A 22607-nucleotide genomic window follows, 5' to 3' on the forward strand; every position below is an offset into this window, starting at 1 on the left:
GTCGCTACATCTTCTCGGGCGCGCTGACGCCGAGCAGCGCCAGCCCGTTGCGCAGCACCTGGGCGGTGGCGTCGTTGAGCCACAGCCGCGTGCGGTGCAGGTCGGTGACATCCTCCACACTGCCGTCCTCGTGTGTGCTGGGCGACATGCGGCACTTGGCGTACCAGCCGTGATAGGCGCTGGCCAGGGACTCCAGGTAGCGTGCCACGCGGTGAGGCTCCCGCAGCTCAGCGGCCGAGGCCACAGTGGAGGGGAACCGCCCCAGGTGAGCCAGCAGCTCCTCCTCCGTGGGGTGGGTGAGCAGGCTGGCGTCGAAGGCCGAGCGGTCCACCGTCAGCGCAGCCGCGTTACGGGCGGCGTTGCAGGCGCGGGCGTGGGCATACTGCACGTAGAAGACCGGGTTGTCATTGGTCTTAGACTGCAGCAGCTCCGGGTCGACGTCGATGGGCGAGTCTGCGGGGAACCGCGCCAGGGTGTAGCGCAGCGCATCGGTGCCCAGCCACTCGATGAGGTCGGCAAGTTCGATGATGTTGCCGGCACGCTTGGACAGCTTGGCTCCGCGCACGCTCATCAGCTGGCCGATGAGGATTTCGATGTTCTTCTCCGCGTCGTCACCCGCGCAGGCCGCGATGGCCTTCAGACGGGCCACGTAACCGTGATGGTCGGCGCCGAGCAGGTAGATCTTCTTCTCGAAGCCGCGCTCACGCTTGGTGAGGTAGTAGGCGGCGTCGGCCGCGAAGTAGGTGGGCTCGCCGTCGGCCTTGATGAGCACTCGGTCCTTATCGTCACCGAAGTCGGTGGTGCGCAGCCAGATGGCACCGTCGCGGTCCTCGATGTGGCCCTGCTCGCGCAGCGTCGCGATGGCGGACTCGATCTTGCCTTCGGTGTGCAGGGTGGTCTCGGAGTAGTAGACGTCGAAGTGCACCCCGAAGTCGGCCAGGGTCTTCTTGATCTGTGCCAGCTGAGACTGATAGGCCAGCTCGCGCACGATGGGGAGGGCCTCCTCGCGGGGCATGTCCCTGATCTCCGGACGAGCGGCCAGGACTTCCGCGGCCAGGTCCTTGGTGTACTCGCCCGGATAGCCGCCTTCGGGCACATCCTCGCCGTGGATGCGCGCCATCACACTGGAGGCAAAGACGTTCATCTGATTGCCGGCGTCGTTGATGTAGTACTCGTTGGTGACCTCGGCTCCGGAAGCCCGCAGCAGTCGCCCAATGGCGTCACCCAGTGCCGCCCAGCGGGTGTGGCCGATGTGCAGCGGCCCGGTCGGATTCGCGGAGACGAACTCCAGGTTCACGGTGTGGCCGGCCAGCGCCTCGTTGTGCCCGAATCGCTCCCCGGACTCAACGATGGTGCGGGCGAGCTGGCCAGCCACGGCAGCGTCGAGGGTGATGTTGATAAAGCCAGGTCCGGCGATCCCAACGGCGGAGATACCGGAGACCTCACGCAGACGCGCGGCGAGCGCCTCGGCCAGCTGCCGCGGGTTCATACCGGCCTTCTTGGCCAGCTGCAGGGCAACGGTGGTGGCCCAGTCGCCGTGATCGCGGCTCTTGGGTCGCTCCACGCGGATGTCATCAGGCAGGGAGGCCGCGCCCTCAGGGAGGGTCAGCTCGCCGGCGTCGACAGACTGCAACAGGGCAGATTTCACCACATGGGAGAGTTCTTCAGGAGTCACCCACCCATCCTAAAGCCTCAGGCCAGCACTCCTGTCGCCCCGCTGGCGAGCATGAAGACACCCAGCCCCAGCAGGGTCAGTCCACTGACCAGCTCAATCCAGCCGGTGACCCTCGGGTTGGAGAGCCAGCGGTTGGCGGCGTCGACCAGAAGCACGACGCCGACCAAGTAGAGCCACATCGTCAGTGCCACAGTTCCCCCGAGCACACCGACCGTGAAGGCCAGTGAGGAATCCTGCGGAGTGAACTGCGGGAAGAGGGCGAGGAAGAAGAGCCCCACCTTGGGGTTGGTCATGCACGTGCCCATCCCCGCCAGGAGGCCTGTGCGCGCACGGGGTCCCATCACCTCGGAGGCGGCCCGGGCGGCGGCATGCTCACCGGCCAGAGGAGAGGCCGGCGAGTCGGGCAGCGGCGCTGCAGATCCAGCGCCCACCAGAACGCTCCGCCGCTCAGAGGTCTTCGCCGCTGGCACAGCGGCCCGCATCCGGGTCCTCGCCGTGAACAGGGCGCGGCTGCCCAGGAAGATCAGATAGCAGCCGCCCACCAGGCTGAGCACCTCATAGGCCAGCGGGGAGGTCTCGAAGAGAGCGGCCAGACCTGTGGCAGCTAGCGCTGCCCAGATGAATGCGGCAAGGGAGGATCCCGTGGCAGCATCGAGCCCGGCGCGCCGGGAGGAGAGGGCATAGCGCAGGGAGAGCATCGTGTCGGGCCCGGGGGTCACCGCAAGGATGACAGCAACGCCGACCAGGGCAAAGTAGGTACTGAAAGTCACCCCTCCATAGTCCGGTCGGATGTCCAACGGGACAAGCAGATAAAAACCATGAACCGTTCGCCATTCCCGAACATTCTGGGACGATGGGAGCCATGATCAGCCCTCACCGACTGCGCATTCTCAAGGCCGTGCTAGCTGCCGGATCGCTGCATGCGGCGGCGAGGAACCTGCACTACTCCCCCGCTACGGTGAGCCAGCACATGACGGAGCTGGCCAGGGAGACCGGTCTGGACCTGTTTATCAAACACGGGAGAGGCCTGATGCCCACCCCTGCTGCCCTGCAGCTGGCTGAGCACGCCGAGGACGCGCTGGCTGAACTGGACCGGTTGGAGCGAACTGCGGAGGACCTGCGGCGCGGACGCACCCGCCAGCTGACCCTGGCCTCTTTCTCCTCAGCGGCCAAGGAATGGCTGCCGCACGTGGTCACCGCTGTGAGGCGGGAGTCTCCCGAGGTCACGGTGGAGATCAGCCTCAACGAGACCCCGCTGGGCCGCTCCCCCCAGCCGGTGGATCTGGACCTGCGTCAGGAGAGCCTCGAGGCACCGGAGGAGCGACTGGAGGGCTACCTGCGGTACCCCTTGGGGGTGGAGGAGTTCGACGTCGCCCTCCCCGCTGGTCACCGTCTGGAGTCCTACGAGCGCGTCCCGATGCATGAGCTGCGCGACGAGCTCTGGATCGACCACGACATCTATGAGACGCCGGCCACCCGGATCATCCGTTCGGCCTGCCGCGCCGCGGGCTTCTCCCCCAACGTGGTCGCACGACTGGACGACCATTACGCCGCCCTGAGCCTGGTAGGGGCCGGCGTCGGGATCACGGTCCTGACCCGGCTGGCGCTGCAGGACGCGCCCGCACGTGTGAGCATCCGAGCGCTGGAGAAACCTCAGCTGCAGCGCCGGGTGGTCGCTCACGTGCGGCAGGACCGCGGCAGCACACGCCCCGTGACGGTGGCGCTGGAGACCCTCCGCACACTGGCCGCGGAGGCCGGCCTGCGCCCGGAGGACTGACTAGAGACCGCTGCCGCGAGACGGGGAAGGTTCTCTAGTGAGGGGCCCGGTAGAGCTGAGGCTCCGGCAGGCCATGGGCAGCACGAACTCGGCGAGAGGTTGTTTCGGTGACTTTCATCGCCTCGGCCACGAGATCTGCGGTCACGGTGAAGGGCATATTGTGGATCGTCTCCCCCTCCGCGGTAGCAGCCGCGGCGATGGCGCCGATGTCCTGAGCGTCATCCGGAGTCAGGCCGATTTCGGCCAGGCTATTGGGCAGCCCCACCTTGGTGGTGAACACGATGAAGTCCTCGATCTCCTGAGCGGGTGCGCCCTCCAGGATCAGCTGGGTGAGGGTCCCGATATTGACCTTCTCACCGTGGGTCAGTCCGTGGGTCTGCGGTGCTGCCGTCATGCCGTTGTGGATGGCGTGGGCCGCGGCGAGTCCGCCGGATTCGAATCCGAGCCCTGAGAGCAGTGTGTTCGCCTCCACTACGGCTTCTAATGCCGGCGTGACCGTGTGTGACCGCACGGCGTCGAGCGCGTCGAGTGCGTTCTCCCAGAGAATTCTCCAGGAGAGTTCGGCCAGTGCAGTGCCGGTGTGGGTGGGGGCGTCGCCCACCATGGTCTTGGCCCGAGTCTTTGCCACGGCACGGGCTTCTACCCAGGTGGCGAGCGCGTCCCCGATCCCGCCGACCAGGAACCTCTCCGGGGCGTTGGCCACGAGGACGGTGTCGATGAGGACTAGATCGGGGTTCTTGGGGAAGAACCGGTACTCAACGAACTCGCCTTCGTCGGTGTAGATCACCGACAGTGCAGAGGTGGGGGCGTCAGAGGAGGCGGCGGTGGGGACGCTGGCCCACCGGATCCCGGCCAGATGGCCGGCAGCTTTGACCGCATCGATCGCTGAGCCCCCGCCCACGCCTGCGATGACATCATGGCCCCCGCTGCGGATGGTCTCCACCAGGGAGTCCACCGCCTCAGCCGTGGCGAAGCGCCCGAACCCCACGCGCGTCACGGGCAGCTCGGCTTCCGCGAAGCCTGCTGTCACAGAATCCTCGACAATCCCCCAGACGACGTCGTCGGCGACTAGAAGAGGCTGGGACCCGAGCGGCTTCAGATGGCTGCCCAGCTTTTTCATGACGTTCCTGCCCTGCACGTAGCGGGATGGGGCTGCCAGGACATGTTCGACGACGTTGTTCATAGTCACTCCACTCTCGTTTCGCTGCTTCGTTACGTTGCTGACCCTTATTCCGTGCTGTGCCGCCAGTCTAGGAAGACCCGCTGACACGGGTCCAGGCCCCCGCCAGCCCATCCCTCAGTGATGAGGGTCAGTCTTGCGGGACTTCATGCTCGATAAGCTCCGGTGAGGCGTGGATGCAGAGCATACGGAGGTTCTCAGCACCGGTGTTCCAGAAGCGATGCACAGTTCCGGCGGTCACGGTCACGATGTCCCCCGTGGCTGCCTGCAGAGTCTCCCCATCGGCGGAGATCTCGACATCCCCCTCGATGACGGCCCACGTCTCGGTATAAGGGTGCCAATGAGTCTCGGGACCAGAGCCCGGCGGAGTGTCTGCCCAGAAGAAGGTCACGCCTGAGTGGTGGTGTCTGCCCTCAAAGAGGACGGTCCCATCCTGTGGCTCAGCGGTGGGATCGGGCGCGCTGTCCGACTGGGTCAGCTCCGACCTGCTGGTCACGGTGATCATTGGGCTCACGCTCCTCGTCCGACTGGCCCCAGTGTGCCGCAGCGGCGCGGTCTCGCACAATGCCTGCAGGTCCCACAGGGATATCGCCCGAAGACATCGCCTGGATCTTGAGCGGCGCTAGCACCTCGTGACCCCTGGGGAGCGAGGCCCGGAACGTCCTCACCAAAGCCTCATCCGCGCCAGGTGCATGAAGCTCTCAACTACACCGGCTCCCCACTATTGACCGCAGCGCAGTCGCGCCGTAATGTGAAACCAAATGGTTGCACATCAAGCTCAGCACACGCCTCTCAGCGACGCCGAGGTGGACCGGATCTTCCGTGCGCTCGCTGATTCCACGCGCCGTGACATCGTGCGGCGGACCCTTACCGAGGAAGCTTCCATCTCCGATCTTGCCGACCGCTACGAGATGTCCTTCGCGGCTGTACAGAAGCACATCACTGTTCTTGAGGGAGCTGGACTCGTCACCAAGCACCGGAGCGGTCGCGAGCGCCTCATCCGCGGAAACCCAGACGCCCTACGCAAAGCCCAGACCCTTCTGAACGCCTACGAACGCCTCTGGCAGGGGCGCATCGATCGGCTCGACGCCCTGCTCGCCGAGGACCCACCTCCTCCCTAGAAAGGCCATGCCATGCCCGTCACGTCCGTCGAGAAAGACCCGGAGAACCTCACGATGACAATCGTCGCCGATTTTCCCGTGCCGATCAGTCGACTGTGGGACGCCTATGCCGACCCGCGCCAGATTGAGAAATTCTGGGGGCCGCCGACCTATCCCGCCACCTTCACCCGTCACGATCTTTATCCTGGCGGGCGCAGCGAGTACTACATGACCGGACCAGAGGGCGACCGGTCCGCCGGGTACTGGGAATACCTCGCCGTGGAGAAAGGACACTCCTTCGAAGTCCTCGACGGATTTGCTGGTGAGGACGGTCAGCCCAATGAACAGATGCCATCGATGCGGATGGTCTTCACCTTCGAGGAGACCGCCGAGGGCTCTCGCCTGACCACCATCACGTACTTCAATTCCGCCGAGGAGCTGGAGCAACTGCTGGAGATGGGCATGGAAGAAGGCACCCGCGCCGCCATGGCACAGATCGACGACGTCCTCACAGATCTGCGCAGCTTCGCCGCCGACCGGGCCACCGAGGCGCAGCTGCTCAGCGATACGCAGGTCCGGGTCAGCCGGGTCATCCGCGGCACGCCTCAGCAGGTCTGGGATGCCCACCACGCCCCGGAGCTGCTGCAGCGCTGGCTGCTCGGCCCGGACGGCTGGCAGTTCACCAACTGTCAGGTGGCCACGGAGGCGGGGCAGACGTATCGCTACGCCTGGGCGGATGCGAACGGGGAGAACGGCTTCGCCCTGACCGGCGAGGTCAGGGAGTCCCAGCCACCGCATAGGGAGGTGACCACCGAGGCTATGGAGGGCATCGACGGCCCACCCACCCTGAACGAACAGACCCTCACCCCCGTCGAGGGTGGCACCCTGCTCTCGCTAGTCATCACCTATGACAGCAAGGAGCTGCGCGACACCGTACTGGCCACCGGCATGACCGAGGGCATGGAGATCAGTTACTCCCGCCTGGAGAAAGTGCTGGCCGCCTGATGCGCACGCTGATCATTACCGCATTCGTCTCCCTGGACGGAGTGATGGAAGCCCCTGGCGGCGAGGAGGGTTATCGCAACGCCGGATGGACGTTCAATCAGCTCCCTCACGATGACGCAGCGTACGAGCTGAAGGACATTGAGCAGCAGGAGGCCGGGGCGTTGCTGCTGGGACGGCACAGCTATGAGGCCTTCGCCCCGGTCTGGCCGAAGATGACAGAGGAGTTCGCCCGGTACAACGAGCTGCCCAAGTATGTGGTCTCGACCCAGCTTGAGGACCATGAGGTGGTGGAGAACTGGGGCGAGATCTCAGTGCTGCGCTCTGTGGAAGAGGTCGCGCGGCTCAAGGAGACCCAGGGCGGACCTATCCTCGTTCACGGCAGCGCTACCTTGGGACATTCGCTGGCTGAGGCCGGTCTGGTTGATCGGTATCACCTGTTGGTCTTCCCATTGCTTCTCGGCGCCGGCAAGCGCCTGTTCAGCAGCGCGGACCAGGACGCCACCCGGCTGATACTCACCGATCAAGAGACCTACGGCAACGGAATCCACAAGCTGATCTACGACGTCGCCCGGGAAGGTTCATGAGCACCGGGATGACAAGCCGGCACATCAGTGTGGTCATCACACGCGATGCTGCTGATGATCCCGACGGGCAGGCCTGGCAGGTCGTCGCTCCCGCTCGAACCTGAGAGGTCGTGGTTATGGCAGACACACCTGATATCCGTCCGCTGAGTTTGGCCCAGTGAGCTAAGACAGTGGGGCACCCTGAGCGCACCACAGTCCTCATCTCCGGAGGTGGGCCGGCCGGCATCGTGCTCGGCCTGTTGCTCAGCCGTGCCGGGATCGAGGTCACCGTCCTGGAGAAGCATGCCGACTTCCTCCGCGACTTCCGCGGGGATACCGTCCACGCCTCCACCATGCGACTGCTGGACGATCTCGGCCTCGGAGAGAAGTTCCGCAGACTGCCGCAGGGCAGATTGGGCAATCTGCAGATCCCGGACCGTCACGGGTCCCCGGTAACCGTCGCGGACTTCAGCCGTCTGCCTGAGCCCTATACCTATGTGGGCATGGTCCCGCAGTGGGACCTGCTGAACCTGCTGGCTCAGGAGGCGCAGCAGGAGCCAACCTTCAGCCTGCATATGGAGTCCGAAAGTCTGAGCCTGCTGCAGGAGCACGGCCGGGTCGCCGGTGTCCGGTACCGGTCCCGTACCGACGGCGTCGAGCGAGAGCTGCGCGCTGATCTGACGGTGGTGTGTGAGGGCCGGAACTCCAGCCTGCGGCAGCAGCTGAATCTGCCCGAGGTGCAGTACCCGGTTCCGTTCGATACCTGGTGGTTCAGACTCCCACGGCACCCCGATGACCGGCAGGAGGTCCGCATCGCCCCGCTGATCCGTGGCAGTGAGGTGCTGCTGACCCTGCACCGGACAGACTATTACCAGCTGGCCTATCTGGCACCCAAAGGCAGTGACCCACACCTGCGGGAGGAAGGCGTCGACAGCTTCCGTGCCCGCGTCACCGCCCTGAGCCCGGACTTCGCAGACCGGGTGGGCGCGCTTAGCACCATGGATCAGGTCCACCTGCTCGACGTGCGCCTGAATCTGCTGCGGCGGCGGTGGGCAGAGGGCATGCTGTGCATTGGGGACGCAGCCCATGCGATGACCCCGGTGGCGTGGGGATCAACTTGGCGGTCCAGGACGCCGTGGCCGCCGCGCGGATCCTGGCTCCTGCTCTACAGCGCGGGGCTGTCTCGGTCAGAGATCTGGCGCGGGTCCAGCGACGTCGTATGCTGCCCACCCGCGCGATTCAGACCGTTCAGCGGGCGGTCAACCGGGCGGTGATCCAGCCGACCTTCCAGGGCCGGCGCAGCGGGCGCCTGCGCCGCTGGTCTCGGTGCTGCGGCACATGCCGGCGTTGAGCGCATTGCCGGCCCGGCTGGTCTCGCACGGAATCCTCCCCGAACCCACACCGGACTTCGCCAAGGCGCGTCTCTAAAAGTAAGAGCTGACTACTTCAGCAGACGGTCCATACCCCGGTCTGAGAGCTTCTTGCCGCCGGTCTGGCAGGTGGGGCAGTACTGAAAGCTGGAGTCGGAGTAGACCACCTGCTGGATGGTGTCGCCACATACCGGGCACGGCTCCCCGAAACGCCCGTGGACCGCGAGCGCGGACTTCTTCTCCTTCTTCAGCTCGCTGGCAGTATGCCCCGAAGCGCGCTCCACCGCATCCAGCAACGTCTGGCGCATGGCCGTGTAGAGCTCAGAGACGTCGTCGTCGCTCATGTCGGCGGGGTGGAACGGGGACATCCTGGCCGCGTGCAGAATCTCATCGGAGTAGGCGTTGCCGATTCCGGCGACCAGTGATTGCCGGCGCAGGACAGTTTTGATCCGCACCTTGCCTGCGTCCTTGAGAATGGCGGCGAAGCGGGCACGGTCGAGCTCCAGGGCATCCGGACCTAGATCGGCGACGCCGGGAACCTCCAGGGGGTCCCGGACCAAGTAGATCGCCAGCCCCTTTTTGGTACCGGCCTCCGTGATGTCGAGTCCAGATCCGTCCTCCAGCATCAACCTCGCCGCAAGGGGGCTCTTCCGCGACCGCGACGAGGCCGGCTTGGGCGCGTCCGGCCGCCAGCGGATCCAGCCGGCCAGGGAGAGGTGAATAATTAAATGAATATCACCGAAGCGAAGGTCCAGAAATTTTCCGCGGCGCACGACGTCGACGGCGGTGGCTCCCACCAGCGCCTGGGGTGTCGGATCAATTGTTTTCAGCGCGTTGAACGCCAAAACCTCCAGGCGCTGGACGGTATGCCCCCGTAGGCGCTCACGTAAATCTGCAGCGAGGGCGTGGACCTCCGGCAGCTCCGGCATAGTGACATCCTAATCACCCTGCCCGCACACGGGGCGAAGAGCAGCATGCGACCCCAGGAGGAGCCGCGCGCCGCACCGGACAGCGTTCCTCCCCCACGGGGATGAGACAGAGATCCACCTGCTCGGCGATGCCCGTCACGCCCTGGATCCGTAGCGTTGAAGGCATGGAGAACATTCTGAACCTCGTCACTGCCGCTGGTCAGGTCGCTGCCCTCACGTTCGGGGTGATGGTCATCATGGCCATGGCCCTGTGCTCTGCGAGCGTGTATTTGCGCCGTCACTGAGTCCGCCTGGGGGCCACGGCACCTGCTTCCGGCATGGGCGCTGATCGGCGCGGCGTTCATCGTCTGATCCCGCGGCCGGTCGCCGTCGGACCGCCCCACGCGCTCACAGCCCGTGTTCGCGGAGCCAGGCTCGTACCCTGGTGCGCGCGTTGCTGTAGGGCGAGGACGTGTTGAGCTGAATCATGCGGCCCGCCGTGTACTTGCCGTACCAGGCCTCCCCGTAGAGTTCGGCGTCGTCGAGCCCGTCCACCAGCTCAAGAATCGCGGTCTTGGCCGTTTCCAGCTGCCGCAGGAGTGAAGACGAGGAGTCCTTGGCATGATCCGCGTAGAACTTCAGTGCCAGGTCCCCCAGTGCGTTCCAGCTGTAGCCCGGTGCCGGCAGCTCCGGGACTCGACCTTCGTTGCGTTGGGCGTGCCAGGAGAGCACCAGCTCGTCCCAGCCGACCAGGTAGGCCACCAGGTCCGCCGGACTCATCAGAGATCCGGTCTTATGGCCCGGCATCGATGCCTCACGGGCCATGGCCTCCGGGACACGGGCCAGGTCCGCGGCTAACTTGTCATAGGAGCTGCGGATTGCCTCCTGCAACTCGACCTTGCTCTGAGGAACCGCCATGACTGATCCGAATCGTGAAACGGCTGTCAGCGGGTAACGTCGATGATGATCTTGCCGCGTGAGCCGCGCTTGTTGTGCTCCATGGCCTCAGCAGCCTGCTCCAAGGGGTAGATGGTATCGATGTCCACGCGCAGGCGCCCCTCGGCGATCTTCTGCAGCAGTGACTCCAGCCGGGGGCCGTCAGGACGCACCCAGATCAGCTGACCGTTGTGCTCAAGCACCCCGGGATCGGCGATGGAGACGTGGCGGCCGCCCTCCGCCAAGAGCGCCAGAGTCTGGGGCACCACTCCCCCGACGAAGTCAGCGACAGCGGTGACGCCATCGGGCGCAATCTCGCGGACCCGCTCCTGAAGTCCCTCACCATAAGTCACGGGCGTCACCCCGATACTGCGCAGAATCTCGTGATTCTTCTCTGAGGCCGTGCCGATCACGGTGGCTCCCAGGTCGGCGCCGAGCTGGGCACCGATATGCCCCACCCCGCCGGAGGCGGCATGGATGAGCACCGTGTCCTCGGCGGTGAGGTTCAGCGCCTCCAGCGACCGCAGCGCGGTCAGACCCACCAGCGGAAGGCCCGCGGCGGAGTCGAGGTCGACGTCGTCGGGAATGCGAGCCACGTCCACCGCACGCACTGAGACGTACTCGGCGTAGGTGCCGCCGTGGACAAAGTCCTTGCGGGCGTAGGCGGCAACACGCTCACCGGGCGTGAACTCGGGTACGTCCGGGCCCACGGCCTCGATCTCACCGGCCACGTCCCAGCCGGGGATGACGGGAAAGACGGTGTCCAGCAGCGGATCCAGGGCTCCGGTCATCAGTTTCCAGTCCACCGGATTCACCGAGGTCCGGTGGACTTTGATCAGGACGTAGCCCGGTCCCACTTTGGGCATCGGAACGTCAAAGAGCTGCAGGGACTGGGGCTCGCCATACTCGGCATAAGTCATCGCGCGCATATCCGTGACAACATCGCCTCACCGGGGAGCATTCCGCTCGCTGAAGGCCCTGCAGAGGGAGCGTGTGTTCAGGGCACTGCGTGGCCGGCCGCGCGCAGCAGCTCGAACCATTCATCACGCTGCAGTCCCACGGCGGCACCGGCGACGGCCTCGTGCACGCGAACCGCCTGCGTGGTGCCCAGCACCACCTGGATATCGGCGGGGTGACGGGTGATCCACGCCGTGGCGATTCCGGTGGGAGTGACCTCATACTTCTGCGCCAGCCGGTCGAGCGCGTCATTGAGCTCGGGATAGTCGGGGCTACCCACAAAGACCCCGGTGGGCGACTGGTAGGGGGACCACGCTTGCAGGCTGATTCCGTGCATCCGGCAGTACTCGATGACTCCTGCACCGTCAGGAGAGACATGAGGGGAGGCACCCAGAGTGTTGGCCGCGAGCCCCTCGGTGACGATGGCGGCGTGCGGCAGGGAGAACTGCATCTGATTGACGCTCAACGGCTGATTCAGACTCCGTCTCAGCAGTTCCATTTGGGCCGGGGTGTGGTTGGAGACTCCGAAGCTGCGGACCTTGCCCGCGGCGCTGAGCTCATCGAAGGCACGCGCGACCTCCTCGGGCTCGACCAGCGGATCCGGGCGGTGCAACAGGAGCACATCGATATAGTCGGTGGCCAACGCCCGCAGGGACTCCTCCACCGAGGCCGTGATGTGCTCGTAGGAGAAGTCGTAGAACGGGCCGTCCTTGACGATGCCGACTTTGGTCTGCAGCGTGATCTGGTCCCGCTGAGCTGGAGTGAGCTGCATCGCTTGAGCGAACCGGCGTTCACACTCGTGGAGGGTCAGGCCCGGGCTGTAGATGTCGGCATGGTCGAAGTAGTCGACGCCGGCGTCTCGGGCCGCTGCAACCAGGGTCCGGATGGCGTCGTCGTCCTTGTCGGCGATCCGCATCATGCCCAGAATGACCTGGGGCGCGGACAGTCCGGCGTGGGGCATCTCCACGGTGCGCATTCTCACCTCGTGCTCGGGGACAGTGCTGACTCGCCGGTGGAGGCCCGCTCAGGCCTCGGGCAGACGCAGGTGCAGCAGCGGATAGGGCAGGTCGGAACCGTCCATCTCACTGCGGCCCACCTGCTGAAACCCGCGAGACAGATAAAAGCCTACGGCCTGGGGATTCTGCTCGTTGACGTCCACCTCGCTCACCGCATGGTGCTTGATGACGTAGTCCGTGAGCGCAGTGCCCAGGCCCTGCCCCCGCGCCTGCTCATGCACAAACAGCATCTCCATCTTGGAGTCAGGGACGCACCTGCACAGCGGTACGCGGGCTGCTCAGCTCTGTCATAGCGACCTCCAGACTCACAGGCGATGTGCGCCCCACGATCACACAGGAGCACCGGCATGTGACGCACCTGTCGCGTGTCAGACCTCGCTGAGCGGCCCCGAGGCTGCTTCCTCACAGCTCATCGGAAAGTCCGGAGTCTCGACGCCCACGCGCAGAGACGATTCCGAGCTATCGTGCTGCAGCAGGTGCAGCTCCAGTGCAGCGAGCGCCACCGGCTCCAGATGCTCGACCTCGCGTAGGTCGATGAGCACCTCGGAGGCGGTCTGAACCAGCAGATTGCTCTGGAGAATGTCCGTGAGCTGGCCGCAGCCTTCGATGGTGAAGCACCCGGAGACCACCAGGTGCAGGGATGCTGTGCTCTGCTCGATGACGATGTCACAGCGGGGAATGTGGTTGAGGTTCATGGAGTTGCTCCCGATCAGTGCCGCGAGCCCTCTGCTGAACTCCTGCCTGAGATCATAGTCCAACTTTGGGATAAAGTACGCTCAGTCTGTTCGCGCTGGGCGGCAGCACTGCACAGAATCGGGCCCGCCGTGGATGCCATCCTCACCCCTGACCCCTCGGTCTCCCTCTATGACCTGCTGGTTCAGGACCATGACTTCTCCACCTTCTTAGACTCCTTGGCCCGGGCCTCCGCGGAGCATCTGTCCCAACACCGTCCGGTCCTGTGCGGCGTGACCCTGACTCGCGCCCGGCGCAACGTCGTCGTCGCCAGCAGCTCTGAGCAGGTCGCGCTGATGGACGAGATCCAGATCAATGTGGGCGATGGACCCTGCCTGCATGCCCAGCGCACTCACACGCTGGTCCATGTGCCTGATACCGACAGTGAGCACCGCTGGCCCGACTACCTCGCGGCGGTGCGCAGCAACAGGTTGCGCAGCATCCTGGCCGTGCCCTTGGAGCTCGAAGGCCCGACGACGGCAGCAGCGAACTTCTACTGCACCGAACCCCACGCATTCAGCGAACGGGACATCGAGACCGCTCTGCTCTACACCCGCATGGCCTCACAGGTAGTCGGCATTGCTCTGCGGATCGCTGCCTCCCAGGAAGACGCCGAGCACCGCCGCAGGGCCATGGAGTCCCGAACCAGCATCAATGTGGCCGTGGGAGTCATCATGGGCCAGAACCGGTGCACCCAGGAGGAGGCTTTCGCGATCCTCCAGCAGGCCTCCAGCAACCGCAATATGAAGCTGCGTGTTCTTGCTGAAGAACTGATCGGCGGCATCGGGCAGCCCGCGCCGATCACGGCTTTTGACGCCTCAGCTGGTGCGGCGGGCTGAAGCAGGGTTCAACCCTGCCACGCCAGTATGAGCAGCATCGTCGCGAGGAAACCCGCACCGTAGTTGAGCCAGATGAACCGGCGCCATGCGGAGTTGGTGCCTGCGGCTTCGGCGTCGCTCACCCGCGCCCAGGGGGCCGCATTGAGCAGGTAGGGCACGACCAGCACAGCTGCCAGAGGTCCCGGCCAGGGAACCCAGAGCATCACGAGGCCGGCGCAAGCCCACAGCGTCAGCGAGACGCGGACTGTCCGCGCAGCACCGAGCACCGTGGCCACGGACCCGATGCCCGCCTGCCGGTCGGGGCCGATATCCTGCACGGCCCCGAATGCGTGGGAGGCCATACCCCAGAGAAAGAACGCCGTCAGGGTCAGCACCATCCCGGTGCTGGGCTCTGCACGAGCCATCGTCAGGCCCACCACGGCGGGACTGACGAAGTGGATGCTGGAGGTCACCGAATCCAGAAACGGGATCTCTTTGAAGCGCAGGCCCGGGGCGGAGTAGGCCACCACAGCGAAGGCGCTCAACGCCAGGGCCCACCAGCTGCCGGGGCCGCCCCACCACCCCAGCAGCACCAGCAGGGGCAGGGTGGTCACGGCCGCGACCCATAGGACGGGTCGGTGCAGTCGTGGCGCCAGCAAGGCGCCTTCGACCCCGCCCTTGCGGGGATTGGCCAGGTCGGAGGCGTAGTCAAAGACGTCGTTGATGCCGTACATCGCCAGGTTGTACGGGATCAGGAAGTACACGATGCCCACCACCATGATCATGTCGATCTCGCCGGTGCTGAGCAGGTACGCGGCCCCGAAGGGGAAGGCCGTATTGATCCAGCTCACGGGGCGGGAAGCCAGAAGCACCTGGCGCACTGCGGTGCTCATGAGGTCTTCGAGACGGGTTCGGTGCTGCGGCGCCGGCTGCGCAGCAGCGCCCATAGGCTTGGCAGCAAGATGCCTCCGGCCACCGGATAGGCAAAGTCCTCGATGGGTGCGAGGCCGATGTGCACCCCTACCAGCATCTCAGGTGCGTAGTAGAACAGGTCCGCAGCAATCATCAGACTGTCGAAGACGGCGGTCAGGATAATGAGCGCCAGCAGCGTCAGGGCGACGGCCGTGAGGTTCGGCCGGGCCGAGCGCCGGCCCCCTCCGCACAGCGGCAGCAGCACGGCAATGAGCGCCGCCGCGCCGATGAACCACAGGGACAGACTCAGGTAGGTCATCGGGACTCCTGCCTTCTGCGGTGATGAAGGATGCGTACGCTGCCGGTGTAGAGAACCATCGTGCACACTACGAGGAATATGAGGAAGATCGGCTCTTCCAAGGGCATTTCGGGGGCCAGGACAATGCCGGTGGCGATGACGGCGTCCCCGCGGAAGAAGATGTCCAGCGCAATCCCGAATGCGTCCCAGATGAGGAAGAAGACCGTGCCCACCACGGTCACGATCGCCGCTGAGATCCAATCACGCCAGAAGAACAGGCGAAATCGGTAGTCCAGCAGAAGCATGCATCCCAGAGAGGTCAGGAGCAGCAGGAGATAGACGGCTCCCATGGCTATCCCCTCCCTCCGGCGTCGGTATGCGGTTTCAGGGGCGTAGGAAGCGGACCCGCGGAATGGTCACCGAGGATGCGCTTGACCACCAGTTCCGCGCTGATCAGGCACATCGGCACCCCGACTCCGGGAGAGGTGGTGGCGCCCGCGTAGTAAAGGCCCGCTACCTTGCGGGAGGCATTACGGGCTCGGAACATCGCACTCTGCCCCAGGGTGTGACCGGGTCCTAACATGCCCCCACGCCAGGAATGGAAGTCCCTGAGAAAATCCTGCGGACCCTTGGTCTGTCGCACCACGATGCGCTCTCCCAAATCGCTGATCCCCGCCCACTCAGAGATCAGCGCTATGGCGGCATCGGCGGCCCGTTCGACAGCGGGGTCCCCGTGGCCGTCGGCACCTCCCGATCCCAGGGACGGATCAGCGGGCACCGGCACCAGGACGAAGAGGTTCTCATGCTCCGGCGGGGCCACCGCGTCGTCGGTGGCGCTGGGACGGCACACATAGAAGGAGGCGGGCGCCGGAACGCGGGGGGATGGTCCAAAGATGTCCCCGAAGTTGCGTTTCCAGTCTCGGGCGAAGAAGAGCCCGTGGTGGGGCAGCTGCTCGAGACTCCCTCGTACCCCCAGCATGACCAGCACGCCTCCCGGGCCGCTGGTGCGGCGGCGCCACCAGCGCTGCGGATACGTTCTGTACGGGGCCTCCACGAGCGTGGTCTCGGTGTGATGGAGGTCCGCGCCGGAGACGACGACGTCGGCACTTTGGGTGTGCAGGGCCCCCGACGGATCACGCCACTGCACGCCCCGGGCGCGGGGGCGCCCGCTGGCGACCTCTGAAACGAGGATGCGCTGCGCCTCGGCCTGGCACGTGATGCGAGCTCCGTGGTCCAGAGCCAGCTTCTTGAGGCTCTCCACCACGGCGGCGAACCCTCCCCGGGGGTATTGGACACCCTCGTCCAGATCCATGGCGCTCATGAGGTGGTAGATGGCCGGGGCGCGTGCGGGTTCGGTTCCAAGGAAGACCGCCGGGTAGCCCAGGATTTGGCGGAGCACCGGGTGCTTGAACGACGCGGCAGCATGGTCTTCGAGACTAGTGAGCAGCAACTTGGTCAGCTCGGGCAGAGAGCGCAGAATCTCCGGGTGCGTCAGCGTGGAAAGCCGCGAGAACGGGTTGTAGAGAAAGTGCTTCTCCGCCATGTCTGTGGTGTGCGCGGCCGAGCGCAGGTACTCCCGAAGCCTCTGACCCGCACCCGGTTCGAGGGAGTCGAAGAGCTCGATGACCCGGTCCCTCCCTCGCGGGACCGTCACGGTCTCCGCCGGGAGCGCTCCGGGGACCGGCTCCGCGAAGACTCGGTATCCAGGGTCCAGCGGGACCAGATCGAGCTGGGCGCGCGTGGACGTACCCATGAGCTCGAAGAAGTGATCGAAGACCCTGGGCAGCAGGTACCAGGACGGTCCGGTATCGAACCGGAAGCCCTCGGCGTCGAGGTTTCCGGCGCGCCCGCCGACGTGGGCGTTCTTCTCCACCACGTGAACGTCGTGTCCCGCTCTGGCCAGCAGCCCGGCGGTCGCCAAACCGGCGATGCCGGCCCCGATGATGATGACTCTGCTCATACCGCTCCCTCGCGCCAGGTCTTGAGCATCTCCCGTGCTGCCAGCAGCCCCTTGGCGGGATCGGAGACACGGACCCGCCGCGTGTAGAGTTCCTCAACAGTGGTTCGGGCAATCTTCTCGTTGAGCGTCTCGAACAGCACCAGCGCGGTGCGCACCGCGGTGCGGGCGTCCCGGGGCAGCAGGGCTGTGGAGTCACGGGCCTCGGTGAGCTGCTCACGAATCGTGGCGACCCATGCGGCCTTTCGCGCGCCGGTCAGTCGTGACTCGGTAGTGAGGTAGCTGCGGTGCAGGTGCTGCGTGTCCTCGGCCAGATCCCGCAGGAAGTTGACGTTCTGGAACGCTGCTCCCAGCGCACAGGCCCCCCGCTCCAGTCGGCGTAACTGCTCCGGGGTGCGATGTTCGTTTCGCAGAAACACCCGCAGGCACATCAGCCCCACCACCTCTGCGGAGCCGTAGACGTACCGTTGGTGCTCGGCATCGCTGAGTGTCCTGACTTCTCCCGAGCAGGAGCCTGCCTCCCGCAGGTCTGCGCGCATGGCCTCAAAGAACGGCCCCGTGAGCTCTGTGCCGATACCGCTGGCCCGCGCTGTGCCGGCGAAGGCGTGAAGCACCAAGTCGCTGCTGTATCCGCAGTGCATGGCGGCATGGGTCTGCAGGACATAGGACTCCAGTGCGGCGCGCTGGCCTGCAGCGTCGAGTCCCGCCTGGCTGGTGACTCCGTCGACGATCTCATCGGCAACCCGCACCATGGCGTAGATATTGCGTACATGCTGACGGTGTCGGGACCCCAGCAGGCGTGTCGCCAGGCCGAACGACGTCGAGTACTCCTCGATGACGTCACTCGCCGCGGACTCCGCGGCCCGGCTGAAGCGTTGGAGGCTAGTGGTGGTCATCTGTTCGCACCCCACCAGGGCATTTGCGCCAGCTGCTCCACCATCCAGGGGCTGAAGGCGTAGGGCGCCGCCTCCACTGCCTGCCGCAGCGCGACCGGGTGGGCCCAGTCCCACTGCATCAGCTCAGCGGGGTGCGGATCCAGCGGACCAGTCAGTTGAGCGGTGAACACGGGACAGATTTCGTTCTCGACGATGCCGCTGTCATCCACCGCCCGATAGCGGAAGTCAGGGAGCACCAGCTGCAGTCCGGAGATCTCGGCGCCCAGCTCCTGCGCCGCGCGGCGATGCACCGCCGCTTCAAGCTCCTCGCCCGGCTGCGGATGGCCGCAGAAGCTGTTGGTCCAGACGCCGGGCCACGCGGTCTTGCTCAACGCTCGGCGCGTCACTAGGATCCGGCCGTCCTCGCCCACGAGGTAGCAGGAGAACGCTAAGTGCAGCGGCGTCGTCGTCGTATGGACTTCGCTCTTGGGCAGGGAGCCGGTGGGCGTCCCGTCGTCGGATACGAGGACAACGTGCTCCATGAAGTTCTCCCGTGGTTGGCGTCCCTGACCAGGGCCGATGGTGGCTCAGGGTAGCATCCGAAGCCTGACGGCCCCCAGGAGTCTCCCAGGGAAGGACAACGACGCAAGCAGCGGGTCTCAGGGCTGGTCTCTGAGCAGGCTCATATGCCGCAGCAGCAGCCCCGCAGCACAGGCGCCCGCGCCCCCGGCGGCCATGTCTCCGATGGTGTCGTGGTAGGTCACGTAGATGTCAGTGGTGATCGCCACGTAGCCGAACCACTCAACCATCTCCCAGAGGGCGCTCAGGGCCAGGCCGATCGCGGCCGTCACCATGACCGTCACCGACAAGGACGTCTCTCGAGGCGCGCTCACCACACCCAGATGAGCTGCCCACGCGTGTACGACGGCGGCAAGCACCGCGGTGCAGACCACGTGGATCAGCACGTCCCACCAACTGATGCTCGTGTAGAGGTCAAAGACGTTGCTCCAGGCAGCGACCAGCAGGGTGATGGAGCAGACGATGTCGGCCCCGGAGCGCAGCCCCAGGAAGCGCGGAGCAAATACCCCGGGCAGCGCGAAGGCCAGGATTCCAGCGTCCGTGAGGCTGTACCAGATGGCGGCAGCAACGACGCTGAGCACGCCCACCACGCGCAGCAGATCCGCGCATATCTCGGCTGGTCCGCGTGCCGGACGCAGAAAGTTGGCGATCAGCCGGGAGGCGGACCCCGGGGATTCGTGACGGTGCTGATGGGCGGGCGTGCCGATCTCAACCTCCTTTCACCGGTCTGGAGACCAGTTTGCGCCACCGATACGGCGGAAAATCCTCAGGCCATTGAGCCTTCACGGTGTGGAAGCCCCGGCGACCCCGCCGCCTCAAGGAGCTCAGACTCCCAAAGGGCCGCATGGAGATCCCCATAGGGTCTGCTCGCAGCCGCCCTATGCGGAAGCACTCCCCGACGCGGTAGGACAGAGCAAAATCGTCGTGCAGCTCAGGATCACCGCGCTCGATGGACGGCGCGACTGTCTCCCAGACCGCGCGCCGCATCGCGAGGTTGGAGCCGAAGAGCGGACGGTGCCCCAGGGCCAGCACCCCGGCCGCGGTGTAGGCGGCCAGATATGCCGCCGCCAACGGCGCGCGGAGCAAACGCGGCCCGTCGTGGAAGCGTGCGGGACCCGTGACGGCTCCCAGCGCGCTGTCCCGGGCGAAGGCGCGTTCGACGTCGGCCACCCAGGTGTCAGGCGGCACGCAGTCGGCATCAAGCCGGAGGATCAGATCACCGGTTGCGTGGTCGTACCCGTGGGAGCTGGCCGCGGGAATGCCCGGGTCAGTGCAGGTGAGCACGGTGGCTCCCCAGACGGCGGCAACGGTGGCGGAGTCGTCCGTGGAGTCGTTGTCCACCACGATCACTTCATCGGGTCTGCGGGTCTGCTGCCCAAGAGCGGCAAGGCAGAGAGCCAGCTCCTTAGCGTCGTCCTTGACCGGGATGACCACGGAGATCTGACAGCTGCGGCTCTCCACGGGCAGTTGCCGCCCGGGCTGTTCCATATGCCGCTCCCCCGTCCGGTTTCTGCCCTGCGTCCCTGGGGCCACTCTACGCGCCCCAGCAGGGTAGGATGACCCGGGTCTTTTCCCGCTGCCCTGCGCTGACGAGCAACTCTGACGCCATCAGCATGCAGTGCCTGCGGGTGAACCGTCCTGCGTTGAGCACGATCTCCCCTGCGAAAGGCACCATGAGCGACCTCACGACGTCGCACCCGCTTCTCACCCTGGTTCCGCCGGTGTTGGCGCTCACCCTGGTGATCCTCACCAAAAGGGTGCTCATCAGTCTCGGCTCCGGCGTGGTGGCGGCTGCCCTGCTGATCCACGATCTTAATCCCCTCGAGGCTCTGCGCAGCGTCTGGGGTGCCTTTGCCGCCATTTTCTGGGCAGATGGTGAGGTCAACACCTGGTCGGTGTACATCCTGATCTTCCTGCTGATGCTGGGGGTCCTCGCGGCCTTCATCCTCATGTCCGGCGGCACCACGGCATTCGCCGCCTGGGCGATGCGGCGCATCCGCAAGCGGCCGGGGTCCATGTTCCTGCCGGCGATCCTGGGCATCGTCATCTTTATCGACGACTACTTCAACGCCCTGGCGGTTGGTCAGATCTCGCGTCCGGTGACCGACCAGCATCGAGTCTCACGGGCCAAGCTGGCCTACATCATCGACTCCACCTCGGCGCCGGTCTCCGTGCTCTCCCCCTTCTCCAGCTGGGGTGCCTACATCATGGGCATCCTGGTGCCGATCATTGCGGCGTCGTCGCTGTCGATGAGCAGTGTGCAGGCCTTCCTCGGTGCGGCCGTGGCCAATTACTACGCCATCGCAGCCGCAGTACTGGTCTGGCTGGTCATCATCTTCCGCATCGACATTGGGTCCATGCGGAAGGAAGAGCACCGGGCTCTCACTCAGGGGCAGCTCTTCGACCCGAACGACGACGTCCCAGGGCAGCTCTCCGAGGACCTTCCTGTCCATGACCCTGGTGCCCGACGCGCTCTGATCGTTCCTTTCGCCCTGCTGGTGGCCGGGGTTTTCATCGGCATCGTCTGGACAGGCCAGGCCGCTGCGGGAACCTGGAACATCATCGACATTCTGGCCGAGACCGACGCTAGTGCGGCCCTGATGGTCGGCGGCGTGCTCGGCCTGATCTCCGCGGTCTACTACTATCTGCGCAACACGCGGAAGAACCCTGAATTCGTGACCTCGACTTTCGCCCGAGGCTGGGTCGAGGGCGTGAAGTCCATGCTGCCGGCCATCGCCATTCTGATCCCCGCGTGGATGCTGGGCGATCTCATCGGTGAGCTGGGCACCGGCGACTACCTGGGTGAGCTCGTGGAAGCATCCAACATCTCCGCCGGATGGCTCGTTCCCGTCGTCTTCCTCATTGCCGCGGCGATGTCCTTCGCCACAGGCACCTCCTGGGGTTCCTTCGGCCTGCTGCTGCCGATCGCCGGCGGAATCATCAACTCCATGGACGAGCCCACTCTGCTGCTGCCTGTCCTGGGCGCGGTCCTGGCCGGAGCCGTCGCAGGCGATCATGCCTCCCCCGTTTCCGACACCACGATCCTCTCGGCCACGGGGTCCAGTTGCAACGTCATCACCCACGTCCTGACCCAGCTTCCCTACGTGGTCGCTGCTGCGGTCTGCTCGACCCTGGGCTATGTGGCCCTGGCCTTGAGCCAGAGCGTGGTGCTGGGTCTGGTGGTGGTCGGCGTCGGGCTGGTGGCATTTGTCGCCATCACCCGGGCAATCTCCGCGCCGGTGGCCGCTGAGCAGGAGGCCGGAGCCTGATCACCGACCGGGCGGCAACGTCTTCTTGCCGTCTAGTCTGCTGCTTGGAGTGGTATGAGGGCCCTAGTCCTCGACTCCCCGACTCCGGTGGCATTGGGACCGTCGGCTAGGCTCAGGGCATGCGTATCCGTCCCGCTGCTCCAGGAGATGCTGAAGCACTGACTGATCTGCACCTGGACGTGTGGGACGAGGCCTACGCGGGCCTGATTGCTGAGGAGATCCTCCGGGGCCGCAGAGACCAGCGTGAGGGGCGTATCGAGGGCTGGCGCCGACGGATCGAGGGCTCCGAGGAGGAGCATTTCCTCGCCCAGGATGACGACGGCGCACTGGTGGGCTTCACCGCCTTCACCACCACGCGCGGGCAGGCAGACCCGTGTCTTCCTGCCCGGCAGTTGTTGGCACTCTACGTCCGAGCCAGCGCTTATGGGACTGGGTTAGGACATGCGTTGCTCACCGCTGCTATCGGTGAGGAACCTGCGTTCCTCTGGGTGCTGGACGGCAATCAGCGGGCTGTGAACTTCTATCGGCGGCACGGATTCGAGTTCGATGGGAGCACAAAAGACGGTCCGGTGGGTGTGGAACGTCGTATGGTCCGCAGACAGCAGGGCCGGAGCCAGCGTGCTTCCTGATGCCTAAGAGAGGAGGGCGGTTCCCCAGCCGCAGCGGGGGCCGCCCTCCTC

26 protein-coding genes are annotated in these 22607 nt (G+C 65.6%); 8 read left to right on the forward strand and 18 right to left on the reverse strand.

The genetic code is table 11. The features are described from left to right. Positions 1-4 precede the first annotated feature (4 nt). Together argS and RH857_RS04975 are read right to left on the reverse strand one after the other, a co-directional pair. Positions 5-1675, reverse strand: a complete 1671-nt coding sequence (argS, locus tag RH857_RS04970; RefSeq protein ID WP_310536863.1) for an arginine--tRNA ligase — start codon at positions 1673-1675, stop codon at positions 5-7. 17 nt (positions 1676-1692) lie between these two features. After that, the gene (locus tag RH857_RS04975) at positions 1693-2445 is read right to left on the reverse strand and encodes a LysE family translocator (protein ID WP_310536864.1); all 753 of its coding nucleotides are present in this window, start codon (positions 2443-2445) and stop codon (positions 1693-1695) included. A 92-nt stretch (positions 2446-2537) separates the two neighbouring features. On the opposite strand from RH857_RS04975, the gene RH857_RS04980 reads away from it, so the two are divergent. Then, a complete protein-coding gene (locus tag RH857_RS04980; protein WP_310536865.1) occupies positions 2538-3452 on the forward strand; it encodes a LysR family transcriptional regulator in 915 nt (304 codons plus the stop codon). A gap of 34 nt (positions 3453-3486) precedes the next feature. Here the strand turns inward: RH857_RS04980 and RH857_RS04985 are convergent, their stop codons facing one another. Then, on the reverse strand, positions 3487-4635 hold the full coding sequence (locus RH857_RS04985) for a glycerol dehydrogenase (RefSeq protein ID WP_310536866.1): 1149 nt from the start codon (positions 4633-4635) through the stop codon (positions 3487-3489). A gap of 127 nt (positions 4636-4762) precedes the next feature. Continuing rightward, positions 4763-5137, reverse strand: coding sequence for a cupin domain-containing protein (locus RH857_RS04990; protein ID WP_310536867.1), 375 nt, complete (start codon positions 5135-5137; stop codon positions 4763-4765). Between the two features lie 256 nt (positions 5138-5393). Here RH857_RS04990 and RH857_RS04995 point away from each other — a divergent pair, with 256 nt between their 5' ends. The 4 genes from RH857_RS04995 to RH857_RS05010 all read left to right on the forward strand — a co-directional run bounded on the left by RH857_RS04995 (position 5394) and on the right by RH857_RS05010 (position 8574). Next, positions 5394-5753 carry an ArsR/SmtB family transcription factor gene (locus tag RH857_RS04995; protein WP_310536868.1) on the forward strand — a complete coding sequence of 120 codons (360 nt, stop codon included), beginning with the start codon at positions 5394-5396 and terminating at the stop codon, positions 5751-5753. Positions 5754-5765: 12 nt separating this feature from the next. After that, on the forward strand, positions 5766-6737 hold the full coding sequence (locus RH857_RS05000; protein WP_310536869.1) for an SRPBCC family protein: 972 nt from the start codon (positions 5766-5768) through the stop codon (positions 6735-6737). After that, positions 6737-7321 (forward strand): dihydrofolate reductase family protein, encoded by a 585-nt coding sequence (locus RH857_RS05005; protein ID WP_310536870.1) that lies wholly within the window; start codon positions 6737-6739, stop codon positions 7319-7321. Before RH857_RS05000 ends, RH857_RS05005 begins: the two co-directional genes overlap by 1 nt. 170 nt (positions 7322-7491) lie before the next feature. Further along, entirely contained in the window at positions 7492-8574 is a 1083-nt protein-coding gene (locus tag RH857_RS05010; protein ID WP_310536871.1) for an FAD-dependent oxidoreductase, read from the forward strand. Positions 8575-8741: 167 nt separating this feature from the next. Here RH857_RS05010 and RH857_RS05015 read toward each other — a convergent pair whose 3' ends face one another. From RH857_RS05015 to RH857_RS05040, 6 genes are all read right to left on the reverse strand, one after another. After that, complete coding sequence (locus RH857_RS05015; RefSeq protein WP_310536872.1) at positions 8742-9599, reverse strand: Fpg/Nei family DNA glycosylase; 858 nt, start codon at positions 9597-9599, stop codon at positions 8742-8744. Positions 9600-9986: 387 nt separating this feature from the next. Next, positions 9987-10496, reverse strand: a complete 510-nt coding sequence (locus tag RH857_RS05020) for a ClbS/DfsB family four-helix bundle protein (protein WP_310536873.1) — start codon at positions 10494-10496, stop codon at positions 9987-9989. A 26-nt stretch (positions 10497-10522) separates the two neighbouring features. Then, a complete protein-coding gene (locus RH857_RS05025) occupies positions 10523-11443 on the reverse strand; it encodes an NADP-dependent oxidoreductase (RefSeq protein WP_310536874.1) in 921 nt (306 codons plus the stop codon). Positions 11444-11511: 68 nt separating this feature from the next. After that, entirely contained in the window at positions 11512-12447 is a 936-nt protein-coding gene (locus tag RH857_RS05030) for an aldo/keto reductase (protein WP_310536875.1), read from the reverse strand. Between the two features lie 48 nt (positions 12448-12495). Further along, the gene (locus RH857_RS05035; protein ID WP_486348012.1) at positions 12496-12723 is read right to left on the reverse strand and encodes a GNAT family N-acetyltransferase; all 228 of its coding nucleotides are present in this window, start codon (positions 12721-12723) and stop codon (positions 12496-12498) included. A 132-nt stretch (positions 12724-12855) separates the two neighbouring features. After that, positions 12856-13182 (reverse strand): hypothetical protein, encoded by a 327-nt coding sequence (locus RH857_RS05040; RefSeq protein ID WP_310536877.1) that lies wholly within the window; start codon positions 13180-13182, stop codon positions 12856-12858. A 129-nt stretch (positions 13183-13311) separates the two neighbouring features. Between RH857_RS05040 and RH857_RS05045 the strand changes: the two genes are divergently transcribed. Next, positions 13312-14058: a GAF and ANTAR domain-containing protein gene (locus RH857_RS05045; protein ID WP_310536878.1), complete on the forward strand. Its 747-nt coding sequence runs from the start codon at positions 13312-13314 to the stop codon at positions 14056-14058. An 8-nt stretch (positions 14059-14066) separates the two neighbouring features. Here the strand turns inward: RH857_RS05045 and RH857_RS05050 are convergent, their stop codons facing one another. The 8 genes from RH857_RS05050 to RH857_RS05085 form a co-directional block, all read right to left on the reverse strand. Continuing rightward, on the reverse strand, positions 14067-14930 hold the full coding sequence (locus RH857_RS05050) for a prenyltransferase (protein ID WP_310536879.1): 864 nt from the start codon (positions 14928-14930) through the stop codon (positions 14067-14069). Then, positions 14927-15268, reverse strand: a complete 342-nt coding sequence (locus RH857_RS05055; protein WP_310536880.1) for a lycopene cyclase domain-containing protein — start codon at positions 15266-15268, stop codon at positions 14927-14929. The genes RH857_RS05050 and RH857_RS05055 overlap by 4 nt, the downstream gene beginning before the upstream one ends. Next, a complete protein-coding gene (locus RH857_RS05060; RefSeq protein WP_310536881.1) occupies positions 15265-15597 on the reverse strand; it encodes a lycopene cyclase domain-containing protein in 333 nt (110 codons plus the stop codon). The genes RH857_RS05055 and RH857_RS05060 overlap by 4 nt, the downstream gene beginning before the upstream one ends. 2 nt (positions 15598-15599) lie before the next feature. Then, the gene (crtI, locus tag RH857_RS05065) at positions 15600-17207 is read right to left on the reverse strand and encodes a phytoene desaturase family protein (RefSeq protein WP_310536882.1); all 1608 of its coding nucleotides are present in this window, start codon (positions 17205-17207) and stop codon (positions 15600-15602) included. Then, complete coding sequence (locus RH857_RS05070) at positions 17204-18100, reverse strand: phytoene/squalene synthase family protein (protein ID WP_310536883.1); 897 nt, start codon at positions 18098-18100, stop codon at positions 17204-17206. The genes crtI and RH857_RS05070 overlap by 4 nt, the downstream gene beginning before the upstream one ends. Further along, complete coding sequence (gene idi / locus RH857_RS05075; RefSeq protein ID WP_310536884.1) at positions 18097-18621, reverse strand: isopentenyl-diphosphate Delta-isomerase; 525 nt, start codon at positions 18619-18621, stop codon at positions 18097-18099. Before idi ends, RH857_RS05070 begins: the two co-directional genes overlap by 4 nt. A 117-nt stretch (positions 18622-18738) precedes the next feature. After that, positions 18739-19239: a DUF2238 domain-containing protein gene (locus RH857_RS05080; RefSeq protein WP_310536885.1), complete on the reverse strand. Its 501-nt coding sequence runs from the start codon at positions 19237-19239 to the stop codon at positions 18739-18741. A gap of 127 nt (positions 19240-19366) precedes the next feature. Beyond that, positions 19367-20146: a glycosyltransferase family A protein gene (locus tag RH857_RS05085; RefSeq protein WP_310536886.1), complete on the reverse strand. Its 780-nt coding sequence runs from the start codon at positions 20144-20146 to the stop codon at positions 19367-19369. A 185-nt stretch (positions 20147-20331) separates the two neighbouring features. Between RH857_RS05085 and RH857_RS05090 the strand changes: the two genes are divergently transcribed. Next, positions 20332-21927, forward strand: a complete 1596-nt coding sequence (locus RH857_RS05090) for a Na+/H+ antiporter NhaC family protein (protein WP_310536887.1) — start codon at positions 20332-20334, stop codon at positions 21925-21927. 119 nt (positions 21928-22046) lie between these two features. After that, positions 22047-22556, forward strand: a complete 510-nt coding sequence (locus RH857_RS05095; RefSeq protein ID WP_310536888.1) for a GNAT family N-acetyltransferase — start codon at positions 22047-22049, stop codon at positions 22554-22556. Positions 22557-22607: the final 51 nt, after the last annotated feature.

It is taken from the genome of Nesterenkonia flava (genome assembly GCF_031432335.1).
GTDB lineage: Bacteria > Actinomycetota > Actinomycetes > Actinomycetales > Micrococcaceae > Nesterenkonia > Nesterenkonia flava.

Excerpts from the sequence above, each read along its gene's own strand:
- RH857_RS04980 (WP_310536865.1), top strand. The coding sequence starts at position 2,538 with ATGATCAGCCCTCACCGACTGCGCATTCTCAAGGCCGTGCTAGCTGCC.
- RH857_RS04985 (WP_310536866.1), bottom strand. The coding sequence starts at position 4,635 with ATGAACAACGTCGTCGAACATGTCCTGGCAGCCCCATCCCGCTACGTG.
- RH857_RS04990 (WP_310536867.1), bottom strand. The coding sequence starts at position 5,137 with ATGATCACCGTGACCAGCAGGTCGGAGCTGACCCAGTCGGACAGCGCG.
- RH857_RS04995 (WP_310536868.1), top strand. The coding sequence starts at position 5,394 with ATGGTTGCACATCAAGCTCAGCACACGCCTCTCAGCGACGCCGAGGTG.
- RH857_RS05000 (WP_310536869.1), top strand. The coding sequence starts at position 5,766 with ATGCCCGTCACGTCCGTCGAGAAAGACCCGGAGAACCTCACGATGACA.
- RH857_RS05005 (WP_310536870.1), top strand. The coding sequence starts at position 6,737 with ATGCGCACGCTGATCATTACCGCATTCGTCTCCCTGGACGGAGTGATG.
- RH857_RS05015 (WP_310536872.1), bottom strand. The coding sequence starts at position 9,599 with ATGCCGGAGCTGCCGGAGGTCCACGCCCTCGCTGCAGATTTACGTGAG.
- RH857_RS05020 (WP_310536873.1), bottom strand. The coding sequence starts at position 10,496 with ATGGCGGTTCCTCAGAGCAAGGTCGAGTTGCAGGAGGCAATCCGCAGC.
- RH857_RS05025 (WP_310536874.1), bottom strand. The coding sequence starts at position 11,443 with ATGCGCGCGATGACTTATGCCGAGTATGGCGAGCCCCAGTCCCTGCAG.
- RH857_RS05030 (WP_310536875.1), bottom strand. The coding sequence starts at position 12,447 with ATGCGCACCGTGGAGATGCCCCACGCCGGACTGTCCGCGCCCCAGGTC.
- RH857_RS05035 (WP_486348012.1), bottom strand. The coding sequence starts at position 12,723 with ATGGAGATGCTGTTTGTGCATGAGCAGGCGCGGGGGCAGGGCCTGGGC.
- RH857_RS05040 (WP_310536877.1), bottom strand. The coding sequence starts at position 13,182 with ATGAACCTCAACCACATTCCCCGCTGTGACATCGTCATCGAGCAGAGC.
- RH857_RS05050 (WP_310536879.1), bottom strand. The coding sequence starts at position 14,930 with ATGAGCACCGCAGTGCGCCAGGTGCTTCTGGCTTCCCGCCCCGTGAGC.
- RH857_RS05055 (WP_310536880.1), bottom strand. The coding sequence starts at position 15,268 with ATGACCTACCTGAGTCTGTCCCTGTGGTTCATCGGCGCGGCGGCGCTC.
- RH857_RS05060 (WP_310536881.1), bottom strand. The coding sequence starts at position 15,597 with ATGGGAGCCGTCTATCTCCTGCTGCTCCTGACCTCTCTGGGATGCATG.
- crtI (WP_310536882.1), bottom strand. The coding sequence starts at position 17,207 with ATGAGCAGAGTCATCATCATCGGGGCCGGCATCGCCGGTTTGGCGACC.
- RH857_RS05070 (WP_310536883.1), bottom strand. The coding sequence starts at position 18,100 with ATGACCACCACTAGCCTCCAACGCTTCAGCCGGGCCGCGGAGTCCGCG.
- idi (WP_310536884.1), bottom strand. The coding sequence starts at position 18,621 with ATGGAGCACGTTGTCCTCGTATCCGACGACGGGACGCCCACCGGCTCC.
- RH857_RS05085 (WP_310536886.1), bottom strand. The coding sequence starts at position 20,146 with ATGGAACAGCCCGGGCGGCAACTGCCCGTGGAGAGCCGCAGCTGTCAG.
- RH857_RS05090 (WP_310536887.1), top strand. The coding sequence starts at position 20,332 with ATGAGCGACCTCACGACGTCGCACCCGCTTCTCACCCTGGTTCCGCCG.
- RH857_RS05095 (WP_310536888.1), top strand. The coding sequence starts at position 22,047 with ATGCGTATCCGTCCCGCTGCTCCAGGAGATGCTGAAGCACTGACTGAT.